General features: G+C 67.6%; 22 protein-coding genes. 13 read left to right on the top strand and 9 right to left on the bottom strand.

Annotated elements, in window-relative coordinates; all coding sequences use genetic code 11:
• Nucleotides 1-25: 25 nt before the first annotated feature.
• Nucleotides 26-421 carry a response regulator gene (locus CMV14_RS15095; RefSeq protein WP_066962983.1) on the bottom strand — a complete coding sequence of 132 codons (396 nt, stop codon included), beginning with the start codon at nucleotides 419-421 and terminating at the stop codon, nucleotides 26-28.
• Between the two features lie 144 nt (nucleotides 422-565).
• On the opposite strand from CMV14_RS15095, the gene CMV14_RS15090 reads away from it, so the two are divergent.
• On the top strand, nucleotides 566-721 hold the full coding sequence (locus CMV14_RS15090) for a DUF3309 family protein (protein WP_066962981.1): 156 nt from the start codon (nucleotides 566-568) through the stop codon (nucleotides 719-721).
• A 36-nt stretch (nucleotides 722-757) separates the two neighbouring features.
• On the opposite strand, the gene CMV14_RS15085 is transcribed toward CMV14_RS15090, so the two are convergent.
• The 3 genes from CMV14_RS15085 to bufA1 all read right to left on the bottom strand — a co-directional run bounded on the left by CMV14_RS15085 (nucleotide 758) and on the right by bufA1 (nucleotide 2,838).
• Nucleotides 758-2,038: an NAD(P)/FAD-dependent oxidoreductase gene (locus CMV14_RS15085; protein WP_066962978.1), complete on the bottom strand. Its 1,281-nt coding sequence runs from the start codon at nucleotides 2,036-2,038 to the stop codon at nucleotides 758-760.
• A gap of 4 nt (nucleotides 2,039-2,042) precedes the next feature.
• The gene (locus CMV14_RS15080; protein ID WP_066962975.1) at nucleotides 2,043-2,498 is read right to left on the bottom strand and encodes a DoxX family protein; all 456 of its coding nucleotides are present in this window, start codon (nucleotides 2,496-2,498) and stop codon (nucleotides 2,043-2,045) included.
• 61 nt (nucleotides 2,499-2,559) lie between these two features.
• Nucleotides 2,560-2,838, bottom strand: coding sequence for a BufA1 family periplasmic bufferin-type metallophore (bufA1, locus tag CMV14_RS15075; RefSeq protein ID WP_066962973.1), 279 nt, complete (start codon nucleotides 2,836-2,838; stop codon nucleotides 2,560-2,562).
• Nucleotides 2,839-3,024: 186 nt separating this feature from the next.
• On the opposite strand from bufA1, the gene CMV14_RS15070 reads away from it, so the two are divergent.
• From CMV14_RS15070 to CMV14_RS15050, 5 genes are all read left to right on the top strand, one after another.
• A complete protein-coding gene (locus CMV14_RS15070; RefSeq protein ID WP_066962970.1) occupies nucleotides 3,025-3,561 on the top strand; it encodes a sigma-70 family RNA polymerase sigma factor in 537 nt (178 codons plus the stop codon).
• Nucleotides 3,561-4,202, top strand: a complete 642-nt coding sequence (locus CMV14_RS15065) for an NrsF family protein (RefSeq protein WP_066962967.1) — start codon at nucleotides 3,561-3,563, stop codon at nucleotides 4,200-4,202. The genes CMV14_RS15070 and CMV14_RS15065 overlap by 1 nt, the downstream gene beginning before the upstream one ends.
• Nucleotides 4,203-4,304: 102 nt before the next feature.
• A complete protein-coding gene (gene bufA2 / locus CMV14_RS15060; RefSeq protein WP_066962962.1) occupies nucleotides 4,305-4,574 on the top strand; it encodes a BufA2 family periplasmic bufferin-type metallophore in 270 nt (89 codons plus the stop codon).
• A 63-nt stretch (nucleotides 4,575-4,637) separates the two neighbouring features.
• Nucleotides 4,638-5,483 carry an MNIO family bufferin maturase gene (gene bufB, locus CMV14_RS15055; protein ID WP_066962958.1) on the top strand — a complete coding sequence of 282 codons (846 nt, stop codon included), beginning with the start codon at nucleotides 4,638-4,640 and terminating at the stop codon, nucleotides 5,481-5,483.
• Entirely contained in the window at nucleotides 5,480-6,226 is a 747-nt protein-coding gene (locus CMV14_RS15050) for an HvfC/BufC family peptide modification chaperone (RefSeq protein ID WP_066962956.1), read from the top strand. The genes bufB and CMV14_RS15050 overlap by 4 nt, the downstream gene beginning before the upstream one ends.
• A gap of 167 nt (nucleotides 6,227-6,393) precedes the next feature.
• Here the strand turns inward: CMV14_RS15050 and bla are convergent, their stop codons facing one another.
• Nucleotides 6,394-7,299 carry a subclass B3 metallo-beta-lactamase gene (gene bla / locus CMV14_RS15045; protein ID WP_238147050.1) on the bottom strand — a complete coding sequence of 302 codons (906 nt, stop codon included), beginning with the start codon at nucleotides 7,297-7,299 and terminating at the stop codon, nucleotides 6,394-6,396.
• A 133-nt stretch (nucleotides 7,300-7,432) separates the two neighbouring features.
• Between bla and CMV14_RS15040 the strand changes: the two genes are divergently transcribed.
• The 7 genes from CMV14_RS15040 to CMV14_RS15005 all read left to right on the top strand — a co-directional run bounded on the left by CMV14_RS15040 (nucleotide 7,433) and on the right by CMV14_RS15005 (nucleotide 15,998).
• Nucleotides 7,433-8,308, top strand: coding sequence for a LysR family transcriptional regulator (locus CMV14_RS15040; protein ID WP_066962945.1), 876 nt, complete (start codon nucleotides 7,433-7,435; stop codon nucleotides 8,306-8,308).
• Between the two features lie 45 nt (nucleotides 8,309-8,353).
• On the top strand, nucleotides 8,354-8,659 hold the full coding sequence (locus CMV14_RS15035) for a type II toxin-antitoxin system RelB/DinJ family antitoxin (protein ID WP_066962942.1): 306 nt from the start codon (nucleotides 8,354-8,356) through the stop codon (nucleotides 8,657-8,659).
• Nucleotides 8,640-8,924 carry a type II toxin-antitoxin system RelE/ParE family toxin gene (locus tag CMV14_RS15030; protein ID WP_066962939.1) on the top strand — a complete coding sequence of 95 codons (285 nt, stop codon included), beginning with the start codon at nucleotides 8,640-8,642 and terminating at the stop codon, nucleotides 8,922-8,924. Before CMV14_RS15035 ends, CMV14_RS15030 begins: the two co-directional genes overlap by 20 nt.
• Nucleotides 8,925-8,983: 59 nt before the next feature.
• Nucleotides 8,984-9,805: an ImuA family protein gene (locus tag CMV14_RS15025; protein WP_066962937.1), complete on the top strand. Its 822-nt coding sequence runs from the start codon at nucleotides 8,984-8,986 to the stop codon at nucleotides 9,803-9,805.
• Entirely contained in the window at nucleotides 9,708-11,447 is a 1,740-nt protein-coding gene (locus tag CMV14_RS27170) for a Y-family DNA polymerase (RefSeq protein ID WP_255250172.1), read from the top strand. The genes CMV14_RS15025 and CMV14_RS27170 overlap by 98 nt, the downstream gene beginning before the upstream one ends.
• Entirely contained in the window at nucleotides 11,444-14,983 is a 3,540-nt protein-coding gene (locus CMV14_RS15010; RefSeq protein ID WP_066962935.1) for an error-prone DNA polymerase, read from the top strand. The genes CMV14_RS27170 and CMV14_RS15010 overlap by 4 nt, the downstream gene beginning before the upstream one ends.
• A gap of 61 nt (nucleotides 14,984-15,044) precedes the next feature.
• Complete coding sequence (locus CMV14_RS15005) at nucleotides 15,045-15,998, top strand: TIGR03557 family F420-dependent LLM class oxidoreductase (RefSeq protein WP_066962932.1); 954 nt, start codon at nucleotides 15,045-15,047, stop codon at nucleotides 15,996-15,998.
• Here CMV14_RS15005 and CMV14_RS15000 read toward each other — a convergent pair.
• From CMV14_RS15000 to CMV14_RS14985, 4 genes are all read right to left on the bottom strand, one after another.
• Entirely contained in the window at nucleotides 15,990-17,306 is a 1,317-nt protein-coding gene (locus CMV14_RS15000) for a DUF418 domain-containing protein (RefSeq protein WP_066962929.1), read from the bottom strand. The two genes, CMV14_RS15005 and CMV14_RS15000, sit on opposite strands and share 9 nt — an antisense overlap.
• 75 nt (nucleotides 17,307-17,381) lie before the next feature.
• Complete coding sequence (locus CMV14_RS14995; RefSeq protein ID WP_238147049.1) at nucleotides 17,382-18,482, bottom strand: alpha/beta hydrolase family protein; 1,101 nt, start codon at nucleotides 18,480-18,482, stop codon at nucleotides 17,382-17,384.
• 98 nt (nucleotides 18,483-18,580) lie between these two features.
• Entirely contained in the window at nucleotides 18,581-21,934 is a 3,354-nt protein-coding gene (locus CMV14_RS14990) for a TonB-dependent receptor (protein ID WP_066962926.1), read from the bottom strand.
• Nucleotides 21,935-22,271: 337 nt separating this feature from the next.
• Nucleotides 22,272-22,751, bottom strand: coding sequence for an Lrp/AsnC ligand binding domain-containing protein (locus CMV14_RS14985; RefSeq protein ID WP_066962923.1), 480 nt, complete (start codon nucleotides 22,749-22,751; stop codon nucleotides 22,272-22,274).
• Between the last annotated feature and the right edge of the window lie 47 nt (nucleotides 22,752-22,798).

The raw sequence follows: 22,798 nt of genomic DNA, 5'->3' as shown, positions 1-22,798 counted from the left end.
TCAACGCCGCAAACGCCCGCGCGGTTCAGGCGCGGCCGAAAATCCTGTCGAGCTGGCCGATCAGCGCCGCAGCCCGATAAGGCTTCTGCAGGAAGGGCGTGGAGGCCGGAATATCCCGATCGCCCTCGAACATATGGCCCGATGTCAGCACGACCGGGGTGCGGGGGCGGAAGCTCTGGATGCGGCGGGCGAGATCGAGGCCGTCGATCTGGCCCGGCATGCGGATGTCGGTGAAGACCAGTTCGATGTCGTCCCGCTCGTCCAGCAGGGTCAGCGCGCGATCCCCGTCCTCGGCCTCGATCGTCGCATAGCCGGCGTCCTGCAGCGCATCCACCGCCATCATCCGCACGAAATGCTCATCCTCGACGATGAGGACGAGCGGGCGGCGATCGCCATGGATTTCGCTCTGCAATCCGCGCAATTTCAAGCTTCCCACTGGTGTCCAGCCGAATGTGGTGCAGCAAACTTCCTAATATATCCATTACGGGCCGGCCCTGATCGCGGTTCCACGCGGAACGGGGGCAGCCATCATTTGTTACGTAACGACCCAAACAGGGAGTTGCACATGCTCGGAACCATTCTTTTGATCGTCCTGATCCTGCTGCTGGTCGGCGCGCTGCCGACTTGGGGCTACAGCCGCAGCTGGGGCTACGGCCCGTCGGGGGGCCTCGGCCTCATCGTCGTCATCCTGCTGATCCTGGTCCTGCTCGGCAGGATATGAACAAATCAGGGGCGGTGCCCGGGCGCCGCCCCTGCGCTACATGGTCCGGTCGATGCCGGTAATCAGCCGCGCGCCGCGATCGAAAGTGATATAGTTCCACGCCCAGTTGGCGCAGACGATCAGGCGATTGCGGAAGCCGATCAGGAAATAGATGTGCGCCGCCGACCAGAGCAGCCAGGCAAGCAGGCCTGACAGCCTCAGCCAGCCGAAATCGACCACCGCGCATTTGCGCCCGATCGTCGCCAGATTGCCGAAGCTGCGATAGCGGAATGCCCCGGGGCCGGCGGCGCCGCGCAGCCTGGCCAGCGCGGTGCGCGCGGCGTGGCGGCCCATCTGCTTGGCGGCCGGCGCGATGCCCGGCACCGGCTTGCCGCTGGCATCGACCACGGCGGCGGTGTCGCCGATCACGAAGATATGCGGATCGCCGGGCACCGCCAGGTCGCCGCCGACGATCACCCGGCCGGCGCGGTCGGCTGCGGCGTCGAGCCAGCCCGCCGCCGGCGAGGCGCGCACCCCGGCCGCCCAGACCACCGTGCTCGCGGCGATCCGCTGGTCGGCGATGATGACGCCGTCGTCGTCGATCGCCGTCACCCGGCTGCCCAGCCGGACCTGGACGCCGAGGCCTTCGAGCGCGCGTTGCGCCGCGGCGCCCAGCGATGGCGGGAAGCTCGGCAGCAGCCGTTGCTCGGACTGGACCAGGATGATCCGCACGCAATGGCGGGTGATGTGCGGGAACTCGGCCTCCGCCGCCGCGCGGGTCAGTTCGGCGATGGCGCCCGCCATCTCCACGCCGGTCGGGCCGCCGCCGACGACCACGAAGGTCAGATATTCGGCGCGCTCGGCCAGATGCTCCTGGCGGCTCGTCTCGGCCTTCTCGAGCGCCAGTAGGATCGTGCGGCGCACGCTGATCGCATCGTCGATGGTCTTGATGCCGGGCGCGCGATCGGCCCAGCTCGCGCCGAAATAGCTGTGCCGCGCGCCGGTCGCGACGATCAGCGCGTCATAATCCAGCGCCGCCCCGCTGGCGAGGCGGACCTGCCGTGCCGCCTTGTCGACACCGTCGACGCTGTCGAGCAGCACCTGGGTGCGCGGCTGCCGGCGCACGATCGAGCGGATCGGCTGGGCGATGTCGGCGGGGGACAGGCCGGCGGTCGCCACCTGATAGAGCAGCGGCTGGAACAGATGGTGGTTCTGCTTGTCGATCAGCACGATGTCGACATCGTGGCGGGCGAGCTCGCGCGCCGCTGACAGGCCGGCGAAGCCCGCCCCGACGATGACGACCCGGGGGCGCGGGCGGGCGGGGACGGGCGCGGCCATGGCGTCAGTCCTCCGCCTTCGCGGCGCGCCTGATCAGCCGGTCGAGCGACCAGGCGCCGCCGCCCTTGGCGATCAGCGGCAGCAGCAGCCCTGCCCAGCTCAGATGGGTGGGCCAGGCGTCGGGATAGACGCAGATTTCGATCACCGTCGTCATGCCGAGCAGCGCCAGCGCCGCCGGACGCGTCGCCAGGCCCAGCACCAGCAGGATCGGGAAGAAATGCTCCGAATAGGTCGCCGCATGCGCCGCGATCTCGGGCGGCGCGAAGGGGAGGGCATATTCGGTGCGGAACAGTTCATAGGTGGTGTCGGTGATCGTCAGCAGGCCGTCGACCTTGGTACGGCCCGACAGGAAGAAGATCGAAGCGACGCCGACGCGGGCGACGAGCAGCAGCAGCGCGTCGGGCAGCAGCCTTTCGGCCAGCCGCGTCGCGCGGCGGTAGAGTGGAAGCAGGGCGGACATGGCATCTCTCCGGTGCGTCGCCCGCGCGGACCGGTCCTGCCGGGCCGCGCGGGGACGGGCGTCAGGCCTTCTTGGGGGTGAGCGATCCGAAACCCTTGGGAGTCTTGGTCTTGGTGCAGGTGCCGGCGGGGACCAGCTTCCAGCTGTTGCCCTGATAATCGACCTTGGAGGTGCCGGCGCAGCTGGTGCCCGCGCCCGCGGCGCAGTCATTCTTGCCGGCGAGCGCGACGCCATAGCATTTCTCGGTCTTCTTGGCCGCGTCGTCGGCGGCATGGGCGGCGCCGGTGGCGAAGGCCAGCGCCAGGCTGGCGGCGATGGCGGCATGGGTGGTGGTGGTCATCTCGGTCTCCTGTTCGAAAGCGTGTCGCGACCTGGCAGAAGGGGATGCGCCAGGGTCACGGCGGGAAGTTCGGGCCGGCGGCGGAGATCGTTACAGGCGGGGCGGCGAAATTTATTTTTCCGCCGTCATCGATCCTTGTGTAACCTCGTGCACGGTTCTGCCGAATGCGTGTCCAGGGGAGCGCATATGCGAGCAAGCGAGGATCAGTTGCGAGCCTGGATGATCGGCGGCCTGAAGGGCGACGCCGGTGCCCATGCCACGCTGCTCTCGGCGCTCGTACCGCTGCTCCAGGCTTTTTATCGGCGGCGCGTGCGCGACGCCGCCGAGGATGTCGAGGACCTCGTGCAGGAAACATTGATCGCCGTCCACACGCGGCGTGCCACCTATGATCCCGAACGCCCCTTCGCGGTGTGGCTGTTCGCGATTGCCCGCTACAAGATGATCGATCATTTCCGGCGGCGGCGGCAGGCCTGCCCGATCGAGGACCTTGCCGATATCCTCGCCTGCGAAGGGTTTGAGGACGCCAGCATCGCCCGGATGGACGTCGCCCGCCTGCTCGACACCCTGCCGCGCAAGCAGGCCGATGCGATACGCGACACGCGGCTCGACGGGCTCAGCATCGCCGAGGCGGCGTCGAGCGCAGGGATCGGCGAGTCCGACGTCAAGGTATCGGTCCATCGCGGGCTTAAGGCGCTCAACGCGCGGGTGCGGGGGCAGGCATGATGGACAGCGATGCCCTGATCCGCTCGCTCGCCGCCGATCTCCGGCCGGTGCCGCGCAACGCCGTCGGCCTGCGCATCGCCGCCGGCCTGGGCGTGGGCGGCGCGGCGACCGTCGCGCTGATCGGCTGGTGGCTGGGCTTCCGGCCCGATTTCGACGTGGCGATGCGCGGCTACACCTTCTGGATGAAGTGGATCTACACCGCTTCGCTCGGCACCGTCGCGGTGTCCGCGGCGATCCAGCTCGCCCGGCCCGAGCCGGTGCCGCTGCGCGGCCTGTGGCTGCTCGGCCTGCCGGTGCTGCTGCTCGCCGCGATCGGGCTGGTCGAAATGGCGCGGACGCCTTCCGACCAGTGGTTCGCCATGTGGCTGGGGCGGAGCTGGAAGCAGTGCCCGTGGATCGTGCTGCGCCTGTCGATCCCGATCTTCATCGGCCTGCTCTGGGCCTATCGCCGGCTGGCACCGACCCGGCTGCGCGCCGCAGGCGCGGCGGCTGGGCTCGCGGCGGGGGCCTGCGCGGCGACGCTCTATTGCCTGCACTGCCCCGAAACCTCGGCGATGTTCGTGCTGACCTGGTATTCGCTGGGCATCGCCGCGATGGCGGCGATCGGTGCCCTGGTCGGGCCGCGCCTGCTGCGTTGGTAATTTAGCGGGGGTGAAATATTTCGGTGGCACTGTAACCCGGCCGGGCTTCCCACCGTAGTTGTGGGAGCCACCTCCGGCAGAACCCTAGGGGAGATTGTCACCATGATCACCGTAAAGACCGGCGTCAGCGCCGCCGCCTCGGCCGCCCTCATCGCGATCGCCGCGATCGGCGCCGCGCCCGCGATCGCCGATTCGGGCAAGGACGCCAAGGTCCACTGCTATGGCGTGAACAGCTGCAAGGGCAGCTCGGACTGCAAGACTGCCGAGCATGCCTGCAAGGGCCAGAACGCCTGCAAGGGCCATGGCTTCAAGGAAATGACCGCCGAGGCCTGCACCGCCGCCGGCGGCACCACGACCGAAGCCAAGAAGTAATCCCTATCCCCGGCCGCGCGCGCCCTTTTGCGCCCGGCCGGGGCTCTTGTTCGCGAGGCAGCCATGCCCGTTCCCAGCATCGGCCCAACTTTCGGCCTCGGCCTGCGCAAGCCGCATTATGCCGACTTCCTCGATGGCGACGCGCCCGTCGCGGTCGATTTCGTCGAGGTCATCTCCGAGAATTTCATGGTGCCGGGCGGCCGCCCGCGTCACACACTGCGCCAGGTGCGCGAGCGGCATCCGGTGGCGCTGCACGGCGTATCGATGTCGGTGGGATCGGCCGATGGCGTCGACCGCGACTATCTGGCGCGGCTGCGCGCGCTGGTCGACGAGATCGAGCCGATGGTCGTCTCCGATCATCTCTGCTGGACGCGGATCGAGGGCTTCAATTCGCACGACCTGCTGCCGCTGCCCTATACCGAGGAAGCGCTGGACATGGTCTGCGCCAACATCGCCATCGCCCAGGACGTGCTGGGCCGGGCGATGCTGATCGAGAATCCGTCGAGCTATGTCGCGTTCGACGATTGCCCGATGACCGAATGGGAATTCCTTGATGCGATGTGCGCCCGCACCGGCTGTGGGCTGCTGCTCGACGTCAACAACATCTATGTCAGCGGTTCGAACCACGGCTTCGATCCGCGCGACTATCTGGCGGGGGTGCCCGCCGATCGGGTCGGCCAGATACACCTCGCCGGCCACAGTCAGGGCCGCAAGCTGCTGATCGATACCCATGACAAGCCGGTGCCGCCCCCGGTCTGGGCGCTCTATGAGGAGGCGATCGGGCGGGTCGGCCCGGTGCCCACCATGATCGAACGCGACGACGATATCCCGCCGCTCGCCGAACTGCTCGACGAGTTGCAGATCGCCCGCGACATCGCCAAGCCCCATAGGCCGAAGGTGGCGGCATGAGCCTGCTGGAACTGCAGCGCGACTTCCGCGCCTGGATCGCCGATGCGTCGGGCGAGGCCGCCGAACGGCTGGGGCCGGGCGCGCGGGCCGGGCTCGACGTTTACCAGAACAATTACCGCGCCTCGCTGGTCGCCTGCCTGTCGGAAGCATTCGAACGGGTGCGGCTGTGGATCGGCGAGGAGCGTTTCCTGTCGACGGCGGCGGCGCATATCGACGTCACCCCGCCGCACGCATGGACGCTCGATGCCTATGCGAAGGATTTCCCCGAGACGCTCGAACTGCTGTTCCCCGGCGATCCCGAGATCGCCGAGCTGGGCTGGCTCGACCTGGCGCTGTCGGAGGCGTTTGTCGGCCCCGATGCCGATCCGCTCGATCCGGCGGCGCTCGCTGCGGTCGACTGGGATCATGCGGTGCTGCGGCTCGGCCCGACGCTGACGACCGCGCCGTTCCGCAGCAACGCGGCGGCAATCTGGTCGGCGCTGTCGGCCGGGGAGATGCCGCCGCCCGCCGAGCGGCTGGCCGAACCCGCCACCGTCCTGGTCTGGCGCAACGCCTTCACCTCCTGCTTCCGCACCGCCGAGCCGGGCGAGGTGCGGGCGATCGAACTGGCCCGTGATGGCGCCAGCTTCGGCGCGATCTGCGCGGCGCTGATCGACCTGCTCGGGGAGGAACAGGGCGTCGCGGCGGCGGGCGCGATGCTCGGCCGCTGGATCGGCGACGGCCTGCTGGTCGGGGTGGATTGAATCAGGACGGCGGGCTGAAGCAGGGCAGCGTCATCCGTTGACGCCTGAAGGTGGAGCACGGGCCATTTGGCCGTCATGCTGAACTTGTTTCAGCATCCACCCGTCCACGGGAGCGCCGGAGCGGGCGGCGGAGTGGACCCTGAAACAAGTTCAGGGTGACGCGTGGGCTATTGGAAGTCGTGATCAGCGGCCGAGGCCTTCGTCTCCTCCGCCAGCTTCCGGTCGAGCAGCCCCTCGAACCTCTCCCCATAGACGCGGCACGCCCTGGCATCCACGAACGGATTGGGGCGAGGCTGCTGCAGGAAGCGGGCCAGCTTGGCATCGCCGCCCGACTGATCGGGATGCGCGCTCAGCAATATCCCGCAGTCCAGCCTTTTCATCCGGGCGATGCTGCGCCGAAAGGACCTCACCGTCGCGGCATGCGCCGGATCGGAGAAGCGATAGCCGGGCGCCGCGACCGGGTTGAGGCTCGACGCGAAGACGATCGGGAGGCAGCGGCCTTCCTCGCAGCTCTTCCAGCGCCAGCTCATCGATCCGGCGGTGTGGCCCGGCGTCGCGATCGCGGTCACCCCCGTATCGCCGAGCCGGATCGTCTCCCCATCCTTCACCGCGCGCAGCCGGGCGGGGGAGGGCAGCGGCGGCAGCCACGCCATCTGCGGGTCGTCGGCGCCGCTGCGGCCGGCGCGCAGCACGGCGACGGCCGGGGCGCTCGCCAGCACGGTCGCCCCGCTGTCGCGGGCCAGCGCCGCCAGCCCGCCGGCATGGTCGTAATGCGGCTCGGTGCTCAGGATCAGCCTGACGTCGCGGATGTCGAAGCCGGCCGAACGGATATTGGCCTTCAGGTCGGCCACGCTCTGGGGCACCGCCCCGTCGATCAGGATCAGCCCGGCACTGGTCTTGATCAAGGCGACGTTGAGCCCGCCGAAGCCGACCAGCCATGTCCGGCCATGGATGCGGGTGGCGGGCTGGGGCGTCAGCCAGCGCTGGGCGAACTCGGGTTCGATCGGTTTGAGCAGCGGATCATCGGAGGCCGCCTGTGCCAGCAGCGCGGTCGAACCCAGAACCAGGCTCATGCCAAGCAATGCCATCCTGCCCATCGGGAAACCTCGCTTTCCTGACCTTACAGCAAGCAGGGTGCGGAAGAAGGCGCCGGCGCACAAAGCATGATTTCTCGACAGAGACCCTAATCTGATTCATGTCTTGTCGATGGATCGCGCCCAATTGCCGCTGAACGCCCTGCGCGCCTTCGAGGCGGCGGCGCGCCACCTCAACTTCACCCGCGCCGCGATCGAACTGTGCGTCAGCCAGGGGGCGGTCAGCCATCAGGTCGCGCAGCTCGAACGGCGGTTGGGTGCGCCCTTGTTCCGCCGCCTGCCGCGCGGGCTGGCGCTGACCGACGAGGGGCAGGCGCTGATCCCGGTCGTCGCCGACGCCTTCGATCGGATGGGCGAGGTGCTCGATCGCTTCGCGGGCGGGCATATGCGCGAGGTGCTGCGGATCGGCGTGGTCGGCACCTTCGCCACTGGCTGGCTGCTCGATCGGCTCGCCGGCTTCACCGCCACGCACCCGCATGTCGACCTCAGGCTGATGACCAACAACAATCGCGTCGATCTGGCCGGGGAGGGGCTCGATCTCGCCATTCGCTTCGGGGACGGCGCGTGGCATGGCATCCATGCCGAGCCGGTGATGGCGGCGCCTCTCACGCCGCTTTGCACGCCCGAGGTGGCGGGGCGGATCGGCGGCGACCCGGCGATGCTCGCCGGCGAGGCGCTGCTGCGCTCCTACCGCGCCGATGAATGGCCGCGCTGGTTCGCGGCGGCGGGTGCCGGCTGTCCGCCCCTGCGCGGGCCGGTGTTCGACAGTTCGATCCTGATGGTGGACGCCGCGCTCGCCGGCCATGGCGTCGCGCTGGCCCCGGCGGCGATGTTCGGGAAGCTGCTGGGATCGGGCCAACTGGCGCGGCCGTTCGCGGCCGAGATCATGACCGGTCGCTACTGGCTGACTCGCCTGATGTCGCGCGCTGACAGCCCGGCGATGCGCGATTTCCGGGCCTGGCTGCTGGGGGAGGTTCCTGACACTTGATTGTCACTCAAATGAGAGACATATGGGGAGGGAAGGAGATTCCGCATGGGCGCCCAGACCTCGATGCTCCACGTCCGGGTGGATGAAACCCTCAAGGCACAGGCTTCGGAAACGCTCGCCAATGTCGGGCTTACCGTGTCCGATGCGGTCCGGATATTGTTGACGCGCATTGTGAAGGAGGGCGGGCTTCCCGCTGGCTTGGTCGCCGATCCCGTTGCGCATGATGCCTGGTTCCGCGCGAAGGTGCGGGAGGCGCTCGACGACACCAACCCGCCTGTCGAGCATGACCGGGTCATGGCGGATACCCGCGCCTTGATCGAGCGGAAGCGGCGTGGCCAAATCAAGGCTTGAATGGCGGGAGGCGGCGCGCGCCGACCTGCTGGCGATCGTCGACTATATCTCGGATGACAATCCGGACGCTGCGCTCGCCCTGCTCGATGACGTCGAGGCCAAGGCTACCCAACTCGTCGATAATCCAAAAATGTATCAGGCTGGCCGGGTCGCAGGCACCCGCGAGATGCTGGTCCGGAAAAGCTACATTGTCGTCTATGCCGAAGACGCACGGGCCGTGACGATTTTGCGGGTGCTGCACGCCGCGCAGATGTGGCCGCGCTGAATGCCTCCCTTGACTCTGTCGCAGCCAAAGGAACATAAGAACAAATAGAGAACATTTTCATGCATGAGTCGCGGACCATCATGGCCGCCCTTCGCGCGCGCGTCGGCGCGATCGAAGGGCCGAAGCCGGCGGGGGTGGCGCTGTTCCGGTTGGGCAGCGCCATGCTCGATGCGCCGCTGGGCGGTGGCCTGCCCAAGGGCCGGCTGCACGAGCTGTTCGCGGCCGAGGACGACGATCGCGCCGCCATGGCGGGGGCGGCCTTGATGCTGGCTATCCAGGCAAGTGGGGGGCGGATGGGGAAGGGGCCGCTGCTCTGGCTGCGGCAGGACAATGGCGTGAAGGCGGCGGGCCGGCTCTACGGGCCGGGGCTGGCCGAGCTTGGCCTCGATCCCGCGCGGCTGATCGAGGTGGTGGCACCCGACGAGGCGGCGCTGCTGCGCGCGGCGGGGGACGCGGTACGCTGCCCCCAGCTGGGCGCATTGCTGGTTGAGCCGTGGAAAGCGGCGCGGGGGCTGGACCTGACCGCGAGTCGGCGCCTTGCCGTCGCGGCGGAAAAATCGGGGGTGACGGTGCTGCTGCTCCGGGCCGCCGCCGATCCCGCGCCAAGCGCCGCGTACAGCCGCTGGCGGGTGCGGTCGCTTGCCTCGGCGCCATTGGAGGCGGGGGCGCCGGGGCATCCGGCGATCGGATTGGAATTGCTGCGCCATCGCGGCGGACTGGAGGGTCTGACCGCCCGGCTGGAGTGGAATCGTGACGAGCAAGCTTTCCGGGAAACGGCGCTATCTGGCGCTGGCCTTCCCCTTCCTGCCGGCCGACCGGCTGGCGCGGGCGATCCGGACGGGCAGGCCAATACCGCCGTCTCTGGCCGGCTTTCCGCCTGACGCGCCCTTCGCGCTGGTCGAGAAGCAAAGGGGCGCGATGCGCCTCGCCGCGGTCAACCGTGCGGCGCTGGCGCTCGGCCTGTCGCCGGGGCTCAGCCTCGCCGATGCGCGGGCGCGCGAACCGCAACTGGGCGTGGCCGATCTCGATCTCAAGGCTGATGCCCGTTTCCTCGAACGCATCGCCGACGGCTGCGACCGCTATACCCCGATGGTCGCGCTCGATCCGCCCGACGGGCTGATCCTCGACATCAGCGGCTGCGCGCATCTGTTCGGGGGCGAGGAGACGCTGCGCGATGATCTGGTCGCGCGACTGGAGCGGCTGGGTCTGACGGTGCTGAGGGCGCTGGGCGATACCCCCGATGCGGCGCATGCTCTGGCGCGATATGCCAAAGTTCCTCCCTATCCAAAGGATGGGGAGGGGGACCGCGCCGTCAGGCGTGGTGGAGGGGGCGTAGCGCGTCACCATGCCGGGGGCATGGTGAAAGCGCGAAGCCGGCTGCAAAGCAGCCGTGGGCAGAAGGCCCACATCATCACTCGCTCAAATGTCGAAGACCCCTCCACCATCCGCTGTGCGGATGGTCCCCCTCCCCAAGCTGCGCTTAGGGAGGATCTAGGCAGTCTCCCCGTCGAGGCTCTCGAACTGGACGGGGAGGACACTACCGCCCTCCGCCGCGCCGGTCTCAAGAAACTCGGCGATCTCGAAGCCCGTCCCTCGCAGCTCCTCGCCGCGCGCTTCGGCGAGGCGGCCGGCGACAAGCTCCGCCGCATCGCCGGCGGGCGTGACATCCGCATCACCGCGCGGCGGCCCGAACCGGCTTTGATGCTCGAACGCCGCTTCGCCGAGCCGATCGGTCGCACCGAGGCCGCGCTCGCCGCGATCGGCGAGCTGGCGGGGCAGGCGGCGCGGCGCATGGAGGCGGCGCATCGCGGCGGCCGCCGCTTCGAGGCGCAGCTGTTCCGCACCGATGGCCTCGTCCGCGCGCTCCGGATCGAGACCGGCCTGCCGGTGCGCGACGTCGCGGTGGTGATGCGGCTGTTCGACGAGCGGCTGGCCGCGCTGGCGGATCCGGTCGATCCCGGCTTCGGCTTCGATCTGGTCCGCCTGTCGGTGCCGGCGCTCGAGCCGCTCGTGCCGCTCCAGCTTCCGCTGGAGGGCGGCGCGCTGACCGAGGGCGAACTGGCGCAGTTGCTCGATCGGCTCTCAACCCGGCTGGGCCGCAACCGCGTTCGCCGCCTCGCCCCGCGCGACAGCCATATCCCCGAACAGGCGGCCTTCGCCTTCCCCGCGATCGAGGCGGGCCCTTCGCCGGAACCCTGGCCTGAGGCCGAGCCCGGCGAACCGCCCTTGCGGCCCACCCATATCTTCGATCCGCCCCAGCCGATCGAGGTGATGATGGCGGATGTCCCCGATGGCCCACCCGCGCGCTTCCGCTGGCGGCGCGAGATGCATGAGGTGACGCTGGCCGAGGGGCCCGAGCGGATCGGCGCGCTGTGGTGGCGCCGTGCCGACAATGCCGGGCTCAGCCGCGACTATTACCGGGTCGAGGATCGCAAGGGCCGCCGCTTCTGGCTGTTCCGCCTCGGCCTCTACGGGCGCGAGGCGAAGAGTCCCGACTGGTACATCCACGGGCTGTTTGCATGAACGGGCCGGTTCCCTTCGTCGAGCTGGTCGCGGCGAGCAATTACAGCTTCCTGCGCGGCGCCTCGGACGCCGGGGAGATGGTCGCGGCGGCGCTCGCGGCGGGCCATGCCGGGCTCGGCATCGCCGATCGCAATACGGTGGCCGGCGTGGTGCGGGCGTGGAAGGCACTGCGCGAAGCTCGCGAGGAACTGAAGGAGCAGGGGCTTCCCGATATCGACTTCAGGCTGGTGACGGGCGCCCGGCTGGTCTTCTGCGATGGGACGCCCGACATCGTCGCCTATCCCGCGACCCGCCATGGCTGGGGGCGGCTGACCCGGCTGCTGACGGTGGGCAATCGCCGGGCGGTCAAGGGCGATTGCATCCTGCAGATCAATGACTTGCTCGATCATGTTGAGGATCTGTTGCTGATCGTGATGCCCGGCGGCGGGATGGTGTTGGGGGAGGAAGGCGCGCGGCTGCACCCCAACTGGCAGGGCCCCTTGGCGCGCTCGTCTCTCCACCCAAAGCCGTCACCCCAGCGCAGGCTGGGGTCCATGTCTCTGGCGGCTATCGATGGCGTCAGAGTGGATGGATCATCGCCCGTGGAAGCAGACATGGACCCCAGCCTGCGCTGGGGTGACGGAATCGAGAGGACGCTCGAAATCCTCACCGCCGCCGCTCCGGATCGCGTCTGGCTCGGCCTCGCCATGCCCTATTCGGGACGTGACAAGCGCCGCCTCGCGAAGCTCGCCCGGATCGCCGCCGGGGTGAAAAATCAAAAAGGCGACGATCAACCCCATGCACCCGGAAATCCGGTCCCGCTGATCGCCACCAACGACGTGCTCTATGCCACCCCGCAGCAGCGTCCCCTCCACGATGTCGTCACCTGCATCCGCCTCGGCCTCAAGCTGGAAGAGGCCGGCACCAGGATCGCCGCCAATGCCGAACGGCATCTCAAGCCCGGCCGGGAGATGGCGCGGCTGTTCCGGGATTACCCCGAGGCGGTCGAGGAGAGTCTGGGGCTGCTCGACCGGATCGATTTCGATCTCGGCCAGCTCCGCTACGAATATCCGCACGAACCCGTCCCCGAAGGCTGGACCCCGCAAGGCTGGCTCGAGCATCTCGTCAGGAAGGGCATCCGCTGGCGTTATGGCACGGCGCCGTCGCGGAAGGTCCTCCGGCTTGTCGTGACCGAGCTCAAGCTCGTCCGTAAGGAACAATATGCCTATTATTTCCTGACCGTCCACGACGTGGTCAGATTTGCGCGCAGCCAGGGAATATTGTGCCAAGGGCGCGGTTCGGCGGCCAATTCGGTGATCTGCTACGTGCTTGGCGTCACCGAGGTAGATCCGGTCGCCAACCAACTGCTCTTCTCGCGCTTCATCTCCGAGGACCGCAAGGAGCCGCCCGATATCGACGTCGATTTCGAGCATGAGCGGCGCGAGGAGGTGATGCAATATGTCTACCGCCGCTATGGCCGCCACCGCGCCGGCATCGCCGGCACCGTCATCCATTACCGGCCGCGCAGCGCGGTGCGCGAGATCGCCAAGGTGCTGGGCTATAGCGAGGATGTCGCGGCCAGGCTGACCTCGACCATCTGGGGCAGCTTCGCGGCGAAGATGGAGGAGAAGCGCTTCCACGAGACCGGCTTCGACACCGGCAATGTCGGGATCGCCCGGCTCAACATGCTGGTCGAGCAACTGCTGACATTCCCGCGCCATCTGTCCCAGCATGTCGGCGGCTATGTGCTGACCGAGGACCGGCTCGACGAGACGGTGCCGATCCACAATGCCGCGATGGACGATCGCACCTTCATCGAATGGGACAAGGACGATATCGACGCGCTCTGCCTGATGAAGGTCGACATATTGGCGCTCGGCATGCTGACCTGTATCCGCAAGGCCTTCGCGCTGATCGAGACCCATATCGGCCGGCAATATACGATCGCCAGCATCCCGCCCGATCAGCCCGACGTCTATGACATGCTGTGCAGGGGTGACAGCATCGGCGTCTTCCAGGTCGAGAGCCGGGCCCAGATCAACATGCTGCCCCGGCTTCGCCCGCGCGAACTCTATGATCTCGTCATCCAGGTGGCGATCGTGCGGCCGGGGCCGATCCAGGGGGGCATGGTGCATCCCTATCTACGCCGCCGCGCGGGCAAGGAGCTGGTGGTCTATCCTTCACCGGGGCCTGCCCATGATCCCGATGAGCTGCGTGAGGTGCTGGGCAAGACGCTGGGCGTGCCGCTGTTCCAGGAGCAGGCGATGAAGCTGGCGATCGTCGCAGCGGGTTTCACCGATGCCGAGGCGAACCAGCTGCGCCGGGCCATGGCCACCTTCCGCAATGTCGGCACCATGCCGAAGTTCGAGCGCAAGATGATCGACGGCATGGTGAAGCGCGGCTACCCGGCCGATTTCGCGGCGCGCTGCTTCGAACAGATCAAGGGCTTCGGCAGCTATGGCTTTCCCGAAAGCCACGCCCAGTCCTTCGCGCTGCTGGTCTATGCCTCTTCCTACATCAAGTGCCGCTATCCGGCGGTGTTCGCCTGCGCGCTGCTCAATTCGCAGCCAATGGGCTTCTACGCCCCCGCCCAGATCGTCCGCGACGCGCGCGAGCATGGCGTCGAGGTTCGGGCCGTCGACATCAACAACAGTGGCTGGGACAATGGGCTGGAGCGGACTAGCTCAACCGATGACGATCATTCTGACGAAGGGGCCGGGTTCAGCCTCGCCCTACGCATCGGCCTGCGCCAGATCGACGGCTTCCGCGAAGCCTGGGCCGAGGCGCTGGTCGCGGCGCGTGGTGCGGGACGCTTCACCGGCATCGAGGAGCTGGCGCGCCGGGCCAGGCTGCCGCGCCGGGCGCTGCGGCTGCTGGCCGATGCCGATGCCTTCCGCTCGATCGGGCTCGACCGGCGGGCGGCGCTGTGGGAAGCGCGCCGCACCCCCGATGGCGAACTGCCCCTGTTCGCCGCCGCCCGGGCGCGCGAGCTGGGCGAGGAGCCCGATGCGATGCTGCCCGCGATGCCGCTATCGGAGCATGTCGCCGCCGATTACCAGCTCACCCGCCTGTCGCTCAAAGGCCATCCGATGCAGTTCCTGCGCGGGACCTTCGAGCGGGAAGGGGTGCTGAGCTGCCGCGAGGCATCGGAAGCCCGGAACGGCCGCCGCGCCAGGGTCGCCGGGGTCGTCCTCGTCCGCCAGCGGCCCGGGGAGGGCAAGGCGATCTTCATCACGCTGGAGGACGAGACCGGCATCTGCAACGTCCTGCTCTGGGCGCGGACCTTTGAGGTGCAGCGGCGGCAGGTGATGGCCTCCCGCCTGATGGTGGTGGAGGGGGAGATACAGAAGAGCCCGGAGGGCGTCGTCCACCTGATGGGCGCGATCGTCACCGATCGCACCGCCGAGCTCGATCGCCTGTCCGAGGATCACCGCGCCCAGATCGAGCTGTCGCGTGCCGATGTGTTCGAGCATCCCCAGCCGCCGCGCGATCACGTCCCCCGGGGCAGTCATCCCCGCAATGTGCGCATCCTGCCGAAATCGCGGGATTTCCATTAGATGCGGTGGATCATCCGGCCGCCTGCCGCATTGATGCCGCTCCACCCCAAGGAGAGGCGCAATGGTGAAGTTCGGCTACAAGCTGATGACCGAGGAACATGGGCCGAAGGCGCTGGTCGACAATGCGGTGCGCGCCGAGGCGGCGGGCTTCGACTTCGTCTCGATCTCCGACCATTTCCACCCCTGGCTCGAATCGCAGGGCCATGCCCCCTTCGCCTGGAGCGTGCTGGGCGGCATCGCCCAGGCGACGAGCCGGATCGGCATCGCCACCGGGCTGACCTGCCCGATCATCCGCTACCATCCCGCGATCGTCGCGCAGGCGGCCGCCACCATCGCGTTGATGAGCGACGGCCGCTTCACCCTGGCGGTGGGCGCGGGCGAACGGCTCAACGAGCATGTCACCGGCGCGCGCTGGCCGTCGCTGCCCGAGCGGCACGCCATGCTGGCCGAGGCGATCGACATCTTCCGGGCGCTCTGGCAGGGCGGCGTCCAGAACTGGAAGGGCGACTATTATGTGATCGACCATGCCCAGCTCTACGACTGCCCCGACGCGCCGATTCCGGTGGTGGTAGGGGTGAGCGGACCCCATTCGGTGGCGCTGGCCGCCGAGAAGGGCGACGGGATCATGACCACCGAGCCCAAGGCCGAGCTGGTCGAAGGCTTCCGCAAGAGCGGCAAGGATGGCCCACGCTATGCCGAGGCGCTGATCGCCTATGCCCCTTCCGAAAAGGAAGGGCTCGAACTGGCGCATCGCCAGTTCCGCTTCTCGGCGCTGGGCTGGGCGGTGAACAGCGAGCTGCCGGCGGTGCAGGGCTTCGAGGCAGCGACCAAGCATGTGAAGCCCGAGGATCTGGCCGACTCCGCCGCCGCCGGCCCCGATCCCGACCGCGCGGCGGCTTTCATCCGCCGCTACATCGAGGCCGGCTACGATCATGTCGTGCTGACCTGCCCCGGCCCCGATCAAGCGGGCTTCATCGATTTCTTCGAGAAGCAGCTCCGGCCGAAGCTAGGCTAGCCGCATCGGCTGGAGCTTCCAGTAGGTCAGCGACCGCCACAGCCATTCGAACGGGCCGAAGCGATAATGGCGCAGCCAGAGCGGGCTCCAGATCAGTTCGGCGATCCAGATCGCCGCGACCACGCCGTAGAGCTGGTAGCGCTGGAATGCTTCGAACAGGCCGAAGCCGAAGCCGTAGAACAGCGCCGTGCAGATGATCGTCTGCATCAGATAGTTGCTGAGCGCCATCTGCCCGGTCGCGGCGAGCGCGCACTGCAGCGGCCTGATGATCCCGGAGCGGATGAACAGCAGCAGCAAGCCGAGATGACCGATCACCATCGCCAGCCGGCTCAGCTCATAGGTGCGGTCGGCCTCCGCGAAGGCGAGCGCGTCGAACCTCGCGTCGAGCACGAGGTTCAGTTCATAGATGCCGAGCGGGATGCCGACGCCATAGCCGGCCAGCGCCATCGCCAGATAGAGGCGCGGTGGCGCGGCGCCGCCAAGGATGCCAAGTTTCAGCAGCCCCATGCCGAGCAGCATGAACGGGATCATGTCGAAGAGCAGCCAGAAGGGCGCCCCCTTCCATTGGAAGGCGACACTGCCCGGCCATTGCTTGACGACCGCATTCCACCAGGAACCCTTGTGGATGTCGCGGATCGCCTTGGCCTCCTCGGGAGCAGGCGTGACATGGCCCAGCTGTTCCTGCCAGCTCTCGATCGCCGCTTCCTGCTCCGTGGTGAGCTTGGCGCCCGATGTCTTGGCGGCTTCCGCCACGGTCGCCGCGGCCTTTTCCTTCACCGCATCATGATATTGGTGGGTCTGGATCGCCGCTGCTCCGATCAGCAGCAGCAGCGCGGCAGCGATCTGGATGCCGGGGCGCAGCTTGCGAAGCGCGAACAGCACCAGCCCGCACAGCGAATAGGCGAACAGGATTTCGCCCGTCCACAGCAGCAGCGCCCAGTGGATGACGCCGAACAGCATCATCCACAGCATCCGGCGGAAATGGATCTCGGCCGTCATCAGGCCCGCGCCGGATGCCTCCATCCGCTCGGTCAGCAGCACGATGCTGGCCCCGAACAGCAGCGAGAAGATCCCGCGCATCGTCCCTTCGAAGCCGACCTGGATGATCTTGTAGGCGATCAGGTTCGGCCCGTCCGCGCCGCCGCCGGCAAGAGGATTGCCATAGGCGTGGAACAGCAGGCCGAAGGCGGTGATGTTCATCATCAGGATGCCGAGCACCGCCACGCCGCGTAATATGTCCAGCGCCTCGACGCGATCGGCCCGGATCACCGGAGCCAGCGGTGTACTCGTCGAACCCTCGTCGCTCATCAGGCCTCTCCCCCCAAGAAAGCCGTTACGGGGCCGAGGCTATCGGGCTCTCATGCTCCTGACAAGCTTGTCGGTTCAGCGGCTCTCGAAGGCGTCGCCTTCGTTGAGCACCGCGCGCAGGCCGGTCGGGCTCTGCAGCCAGAGCAGGGCCGCCGCATTGCCATCGAGCGTGGCGCGCCAGAAGGCCAGGGTCGCCTCTATCACCGCGTCGCGGATGTGCGGGGTGGGTTCGCCGTTGAGCATGGTCCGGAACGACTGGCCCGCGAACATCTCATGGGTGCCGCCGTTCAGCACCAGCAGATATTTCTCGCCCGGCGGCATCAGCCGGAACGGCTCCTGGCGCTGGAGCGCCGTGATCGGCGTGACGAAGGGCACGGCATCCGCGGTGCCGGTGATCGACAGGAACGGGACGCGGATCGTCGAGAAGGCGGCCTCGGGCGACCAGCCGATCGGCGGGGAAGGGCTGAGGCCTATCGCGGCGCGGACGCGCAGATCGGAGAGCGGCGGCTCCATCGCGGTGGGGAAACTCTGTCCGGCGATCGCCTGCACGGTCTGCGCGCCGAAGCTGTGGCCGGCGACGCCGATGCGGCTGGAATCGATCCGGCGCAAATCGCAGGGGCCTTCGAGGACGCGGCGGCCCAGTTCGCCGATAACGAACTGGATATCGCGCGCGCGCTCCGCCAGCTGCTCCAGGTTGAGGGCCGACTTGAAGCCGGGTTTGCCGAAGATCGCGCTGTCGGTGCCCGGATGCTGGAGATTGACCACCGCAAAGCCCGCGCCCGCCCAGGCATGGGCCCAGATCGCCCCGGCGTCGAGCGAACCGCCCAGGCCGTGGCTGAACAGGACGACCGCCAGTTTGCCGCTGCCCGAAGGCATGCGGATCCGCACCGGCACCGCGCGGTTGCGCATCCCGTCCAGCCAGACGCCCTCGCACAGGCTGATCGGCCCGGCGGCGCGGGGCGTCGTCGGGGCGGGGCGGGGCGGTGTCGCCACGATCGGCGCGGCCGCCGACGGGACGGCCGGACTGACGGCTGGCGGGGCGGTGGTGGGGGCCGGGCGTGCGGTGGCCGGGGCGGGGATCGCGGAGCGCGTCAGGGGAGCGGGGGGCGCCGACCAGACCGCCGCTGCGGGGGTAAGCAAGGCGAGCAGCGCAAGGATGAGGGCAGGCGAGCGCATCGCCGGCCTTCTTACCGAAAATGACGCCGCTGGCCAGAGCCCCAAAACAAAGGGGCCCCGCTTTCGCGAGGCCCCCGAGTTCGATGGATTGGCTTCGATCAGAAGGAGAAGCGGACGCCGACGCGGATCTGATAGAGCGACTGGCGCGAGTAGATCGTCTCGGTCGGCGCGGCGAAGACGCCGCCCGAGGTCTGCGTCGGGGTATAGCGATACTGGACGCAGGGCGCGCCCGCATTCGCACCCGTGGCGGCGCCCGGTGCCGTGCCGGTGGCGACCGGCGCGGTGAGGCAGGTCACGGTGACCGGCGAGACGGTGTAGGGGAAGGCATATTCGCGGATCTGGCCCCACTTCTTGTTGAGCAGGTTGGTGAAGTTCTCGATGTCCGCGAACAGCGTCACCTTCGAGTCGCCCAGGCCGGTCGGGATTTCCTGCGACAGGTGAAGGTCGATCTTGGTGAACCACCGGGAATTGAAGCCGTTACGCGGCGCGACCTTGCCGCGATATTTGTCGAGCCCGGTCGCATTGACATAGGCGTCGAACGCGGCGGCGTTGGCGGCGGTGTCGAACGAGACCAGCGGGTCGTTCACCCCGGTCGGCACATAGAGCAGATAGCGGGTGCCGGTTCCGATCGTGCCGAAAATCTGGCTGCGCGAGGCCGCGTCGCGCAGCGTGAAGCTGTACGGGTGGCCGATGCGGGTCTCGCCGAACAGCGAGATGGTGGTCTTGTTGTCGCCGAAGAACTCCTTCTCGAACGACAGGTTGTACTTGAAGGCGTACTTCACCTGATCGTTGGAGATGCCATAGGCCGGGCCGTTCGGATCGAACGACACGCCTGCGGCATAGTTGGAGCCGGCGGTCGACGAGGTCGCCGGGTTCTGGTCCTTGATGTCCTGATAGGTGAAGCTCACCCCGGCATCGACGCCGATGTCGAACGCCTTCTGCAGGCGGGCTACATAGACATAGCTGCGGCCCTTCTTCGAGTTGGTCAGGAAGATATCCGAATTGGTGTCGGCGAAGGAGGTGATCGGGGTGTAGCGCGCGCGGCCGTCCGGCGTGGTCAGGCCGTTGGGGCGGACGCGCAGATCGCTGAAGAACACCTGGTTGCGGACCTTCGAATAGAAGAAGTCCGCACCGAACTCCCAATCGTCGCCCAGCGGGCCCAGATCGGCATTGTAGGTGGCCGACAGCGTGCCGCGCCATTGCGACGGGATCTTGAAGTTCGGATCGACCGCATTGGTGGTCGCGTTGGCCGACGTGGTTGCGTTGAGCAGCAGCGCATTGGCCGCAGCCGGAATGGTCGCGCCGTTGACGTTGCTGAGGATCGCGGCACCATTGGTCGCATTGACGCCAGTGCCGGTATAGGCGCCGCTGTTGGCCTGCTGCACCTCGACCGAGTTGGTCAGAACGCCGGTGTTCGAGAAGCTGTTGGAGAAATAGACGTCCGGCGTGCCGCCCGAGAAGACGCCGACGCCTCCGCGAATGTTCAGGCGGCTGGTCGGCTTGTAGTCGAAGCCGAAGCGCGGCTGCAGGATGCCGCGGCCCGACAGATAGGCGTTATTGGCAAAACCGTAACGGCTGACGAAATTGGGGTTGATGACCGCGCGGCTATGCCCGCCGTACAGATCGTAACGCAGGCCGTAGGAGATGTTGAACTCGGGCGTGATCTTCCACGTGTCCATGATGCCAAAGGTGTAGGCCTGGTATTTGAAGCCCGCCGCAGCATCCTCGGGGATCAGTGTGGGAATGCCGTTGCCGTAGCGGAAGCGCTGGGCGTTGCCGGCCTGGAAGTCGGCGATGGAGTCGAAATAATAGTCGCCTGCCGAGCGCTGCAGGAAGGAGTTGAAAACCTCGGTCGACTGGATGTCGACGAAGGCGCGGATGTTATGGTCGCCCTTGGTCAGACGGGCCTGCACGAAACCGCCCCAGGTGTTGCTGGTCAGCGCGTTGGTCTGCCGCGAGATATCCGGGCCGAAGGAGACGGTCGCGAAGTTGGTGGGGCAGTTGATGTTCGCGCTGGCGGCGGCGCCGGCCGTGGTGCGGTCCGAGGTCGGTGCCGTGCAGACCTGGAACTGCGCGAAGCCGCGACCCAGCAGCGGGTCCTGGATACGGACGTAATCCTTGTAGAAGCCGCGGACTTCGGTCGAGAAATCGTCGGTCCATTGCGAGTTCAGCTGGGCGACGCCGATGTGCAGGCGGTTGCCCTGGATATAGGCGTTCGATGCCAGGCCCAGGCCCTGCGGCGCGGTCGGAAACGCGTTCTGGACAAGCGTGATCGCGTCCTTGGCATAGGCATAGGTCAGCGACAGGCGCTGCGTGTCCGACAGGTTGGCGTCGAGCTTGGCGACCAGACGATCGTCCTTGTCGCCATTGGTCTTAAGCACGCCGCCGGTATCATAGTTGTACCGGCTTTGCGCGATCGCCGAAACCGCGTCGACCTGCGCCTGGGTCAGGGTCGAGATACCGATACCGGCATTGTTGTCGGACGGACCCTCGGCGATCGGCAGAGGTGCGCGGATGCGCTCGCCCGCGATCATGAAGAACAGTTTGTCCTTGATGATGGGCCCCGAAATCTCGGCGCCGTAATTCTTGTACTTAAAGCTCGGCAGGGTGACGCGGCCGGTGGGAATGCCTGGGCCGGCCTTGGTCTTCTTGCCGGTCAGGCTCTGGTCCGAATAGGCGAAGAAGCCGGTGCCCTGGAAATCATTGCTGCCCGAACGCAGCACGATGTTGATCGCGCCGCCCTGGAAATTGCCGTCGCGCACGTCATAGGGCGCGACCTTTGCCTGGAACTGGCCGACCGCGTCCAGCGGGATCGGCGAGCGGCGGCTGGGGAGGCCATCGGTGTTGAGGCCGAAATTGTCGGTGATCGGCACGCCGTCGACGGTGAAGCGGTTGTAGCGGGCGTTCTGGCCGGCGAAGCTGATCGCGCGGCCGCCGCCGGGAGTGTCGTCGAGGCGGGCGAAGGGATCGCGGCGGCTGAGATCGCGGATGTCGCGGTTGACGGTCGCGACCTTGGCGATGTCGGCGGTGGTCAGCAGCGTGACCGGGCCCTGCGAGACGGTGCGAGCCGACTTGATGCTGGTCGCGCTGACGACGATCTCCTGGCCGCCCTGTTCGGCCAGTTCGATGGGCAGGGTGAAGGCCTGGCCGGCGACCGTGTTGACGTCGGTGACGGTCGACTCGCTGTAGCCCGGAGCCGCGACGACGACGGTGAAGGGGCCGCCGGTGCGCAGGCCGCCCGCGTTGAATGAACCGCTGCTGTTGGTCGAGACGGTCGAGCGGGTGCCCGAGGGAACGTGGGTGATGGTGACGGTGGCGCCCGAAACCGGCTGGCCGCTCGCGGTGACGCTGCCCTGGATCGAGGAGGTCGTTTCCTGCGCCTGGAGCGGGGCGCTGGCGACGATGGCAACAGCAATAGCGCCCACGGCGCAGCCGAGATTGAAATTACGCATAGAATTGGTCCCCTTTTTCGCACCACAGGCGACGGACATCTGGTTTTGCGGCGCACAAAGGGTTGTGACGGAAGATGTGATCGACCGCCCCCCGTTTCGTGCCCCTCGCCCGTGGTGTTATGCCGGGATCATTACCGTTCTGTGGCGCGGTAAATCAATCCCCCGTGCTTTCACTTATGTCAGCCTGCCGCAAAAACCCTCGCTGCACTGCATAGATGGTTCCACATGCGAAACCATGCAGTGGAGGCGCGGCTTATTTCGCTGCTGGCTCGGAAAACCGGGTGGCCCCGGCCCGTTTCGGTCTCCCGTCGGCCCGCCGGCCGTCGCTGCGTGGCGGCTACACCGCCAGCCGCGTCGTCAGCTTCACTTCCTCCAGCACGGCATAGGTCCGTGTCTCCCGCACGCCCGGCATTGCCGTAAGGATATCGCCGAGAAAGCTGCGATAAGCGGCCATGTCCGACACCCTGACCTTGAGAAGATAATCGAAGCCCCCCGCCACCATATGACACTCCATCACCTGCGGAATCCGCCGAACATGATCGGAGAAGGCGGTGAAGACGTCGTCAGTGGTGCGATCGAGCAACACTTCGATGAAAATCATCAGCGCCTGGTCCAGCTTCTCCGGATCGAGCAGCGCGGTGTACCCCAGAATCACCCCGCGCTCGCGCAGCCGCTTCACCCGGTCGAAACAGGCGGCGGGGGAAAGCCCGCAGCGGGCGCTGAGTGCCTGGTTGGTGATTCGCCCATCCTCCTGCAGCGCGCGGAGCAGCCGGCGGTCGGTCTCGTCGATCGGAACATGCTTCGGTTCGGTCTGCATTATCGGGCAATCCGTTCGGGAGTGACGGCAATAATATGAAGCACATT

The organism is Rhizorhabdus dicambivorans (assembly GCF_002355275.1).
Lineage (GTDB): Bacteria > Pseudomonadota > Alphaproteobacteria > Sphingomonadales > Sphingomonadaceae > Rhizorhabdus > Rhizorhabdus dicambivorans.
This window is presented reverse-complemented; position numbering and strand designations above follow the sequence as displayed.

What these genes read in the sequence shown, in the direction of transcription:
- CMV14_RS15000 (WP_066962929.1), bottom strand. Translation starts at nt 17,306, where the DNA reads ATGAGCGACGAGGGTTCGACGAGTACACCGCTGGCTCCGGTGATCCGG.
- CMV14_RS15040 (WP_066962945.1), top strand. Translation starts at nt 7,433, where the DNA reads ATGGATCGCGCCCAATTGCCGCTGAACGCCCTGCGCGCCTTCGAGGCG.
- CMV14_RS15080 (WP_066962975.1), bottom strand. Translation starts at nt 2,498, where the DNA reads ATGTCCGCCCTGCTTCCACTCTACCGCCGCGCGACGCGGCTGGCCGAA.
- bla (WP_238147050.1), bottom strand. Translation starts at nt 7,299, where the DNA reads ATGAGCCTGGTTCTGGGTTCGACCGCGCTGCTGGCACAGGCGGCCTCC.
- CMV14_RS15050 (WP_066962956.1), top strand. Translation starts at nt 5,480, where the DNA reads ATGAGCCTGCTGGAACTGCAGCGCGACTTCCGCGCCTGGATCGCCGAT.
- CMV14_RS15005 (WP_066962932.1), top strand. Translation starts at nt 15,045, where the DNA reads ATGGTGAAGTTCGGCTACAAGCTGATGACCGAGGAACATGGGCCGAAG.
- CMV14_RS14995 (WP_238147049.1), bottom strand. Translation starts at nt 18,482, where the DNA reads ATGCGCTCGCCTGCCCTCATCCTTGCGCTGCTCGCCTTGCTTACCCCC.
- CMV14_RS15025 (WP_066962937.1), top strand. Translation starts at nt 8,984, where the DNA reads ATGCATGAGTCGCGGACCATCATGGCCGCCCTTCGCGCGCGCGTCGGC.
- CMV14_RS15035 (WP_066962942.1), top strand. Translation starts at nt 8,354, where the DNA reads ATGGGCGCCCAGACCTCGATGCTCCACGTCCGGGTGGATGAAACCCTC.
- CMV14_RS14990 (WP_066962926.1), bottom strand. Translation starts at nt 21,934, where the DNA reads ATGCGTAATTTCAATCTCGGCTGCGCCGTGGGCGCTATTGCTGTTGCC.
- CMV14_RS15010 (WP_066962935.1), top strand. Translation starts at nt 11,444, where the DNA reads ATGAACGGGCCGGTTCCCTTCGTCGAGCTGGTCGCGGCGAGCAATTAC.
- bufA2 (WP_066962962.1), top strand. Translation starts at nt 4,305, where the DNA reads ATGATCACCGTAAAGACCGGCGTCAGCGCCGCCGCCTCGGCCGCCCTC.
- CMV14_RS14985 (WP_066962923.1), bottom strand. Translation starts at nt 22,751, where the DNA reads ATGCAGACCGAACCGAAGCATGTTCCGATCGACGAGACCGACCGCCGG.
- bufB (WP_066962958.1), top strand. Translation starts at nt 4,638, where the DNA reads ATGCCCGTTCCCAGCATCGGCCCAACTTTCGGCCTCGGCCTGCGCAAG.
- bufA1 (WP_066962973.1), bottom strand. Translation starts at nt 2,838, where the DNA reads ATGACCACCACCACCCATGCCGCCATCGCCGCCAGCCTGGCGCTGGCC.
- CMV14_RS15090 (WP_066962981.1), top strand. Translation starts at nt 566, where the DNA reads ATGCTCGGAACCATTCTTTTGATCGTCCTGATCCTGCTGCTGGTCGGC.
- CMV14_RS15070 (WP_066962970.1), top strand. Translation starts at nt 3,025, where the DNA reads ATGCGAGCAAGCGAGGATCAGTTGCGAGCCTGGATGATCGGCGGCCTG.
- CMV14_RS15085 (WP_066962978.1), bottom strand. Translation starts at nt 2,038, where the DNA reads ATGGCCGCGCCCGTCCCCGCCCGCCCGCGCCCCCGGGTCGTCATCGTC.
- CMV14_RS15065 (WP_066962967.1), top strand. Translation starts at nt 3,561, where the DNA reads ATGGACAGCGATGCCCTGATCCGCTCGCTCGCCGCCGATCTCCGGCCG.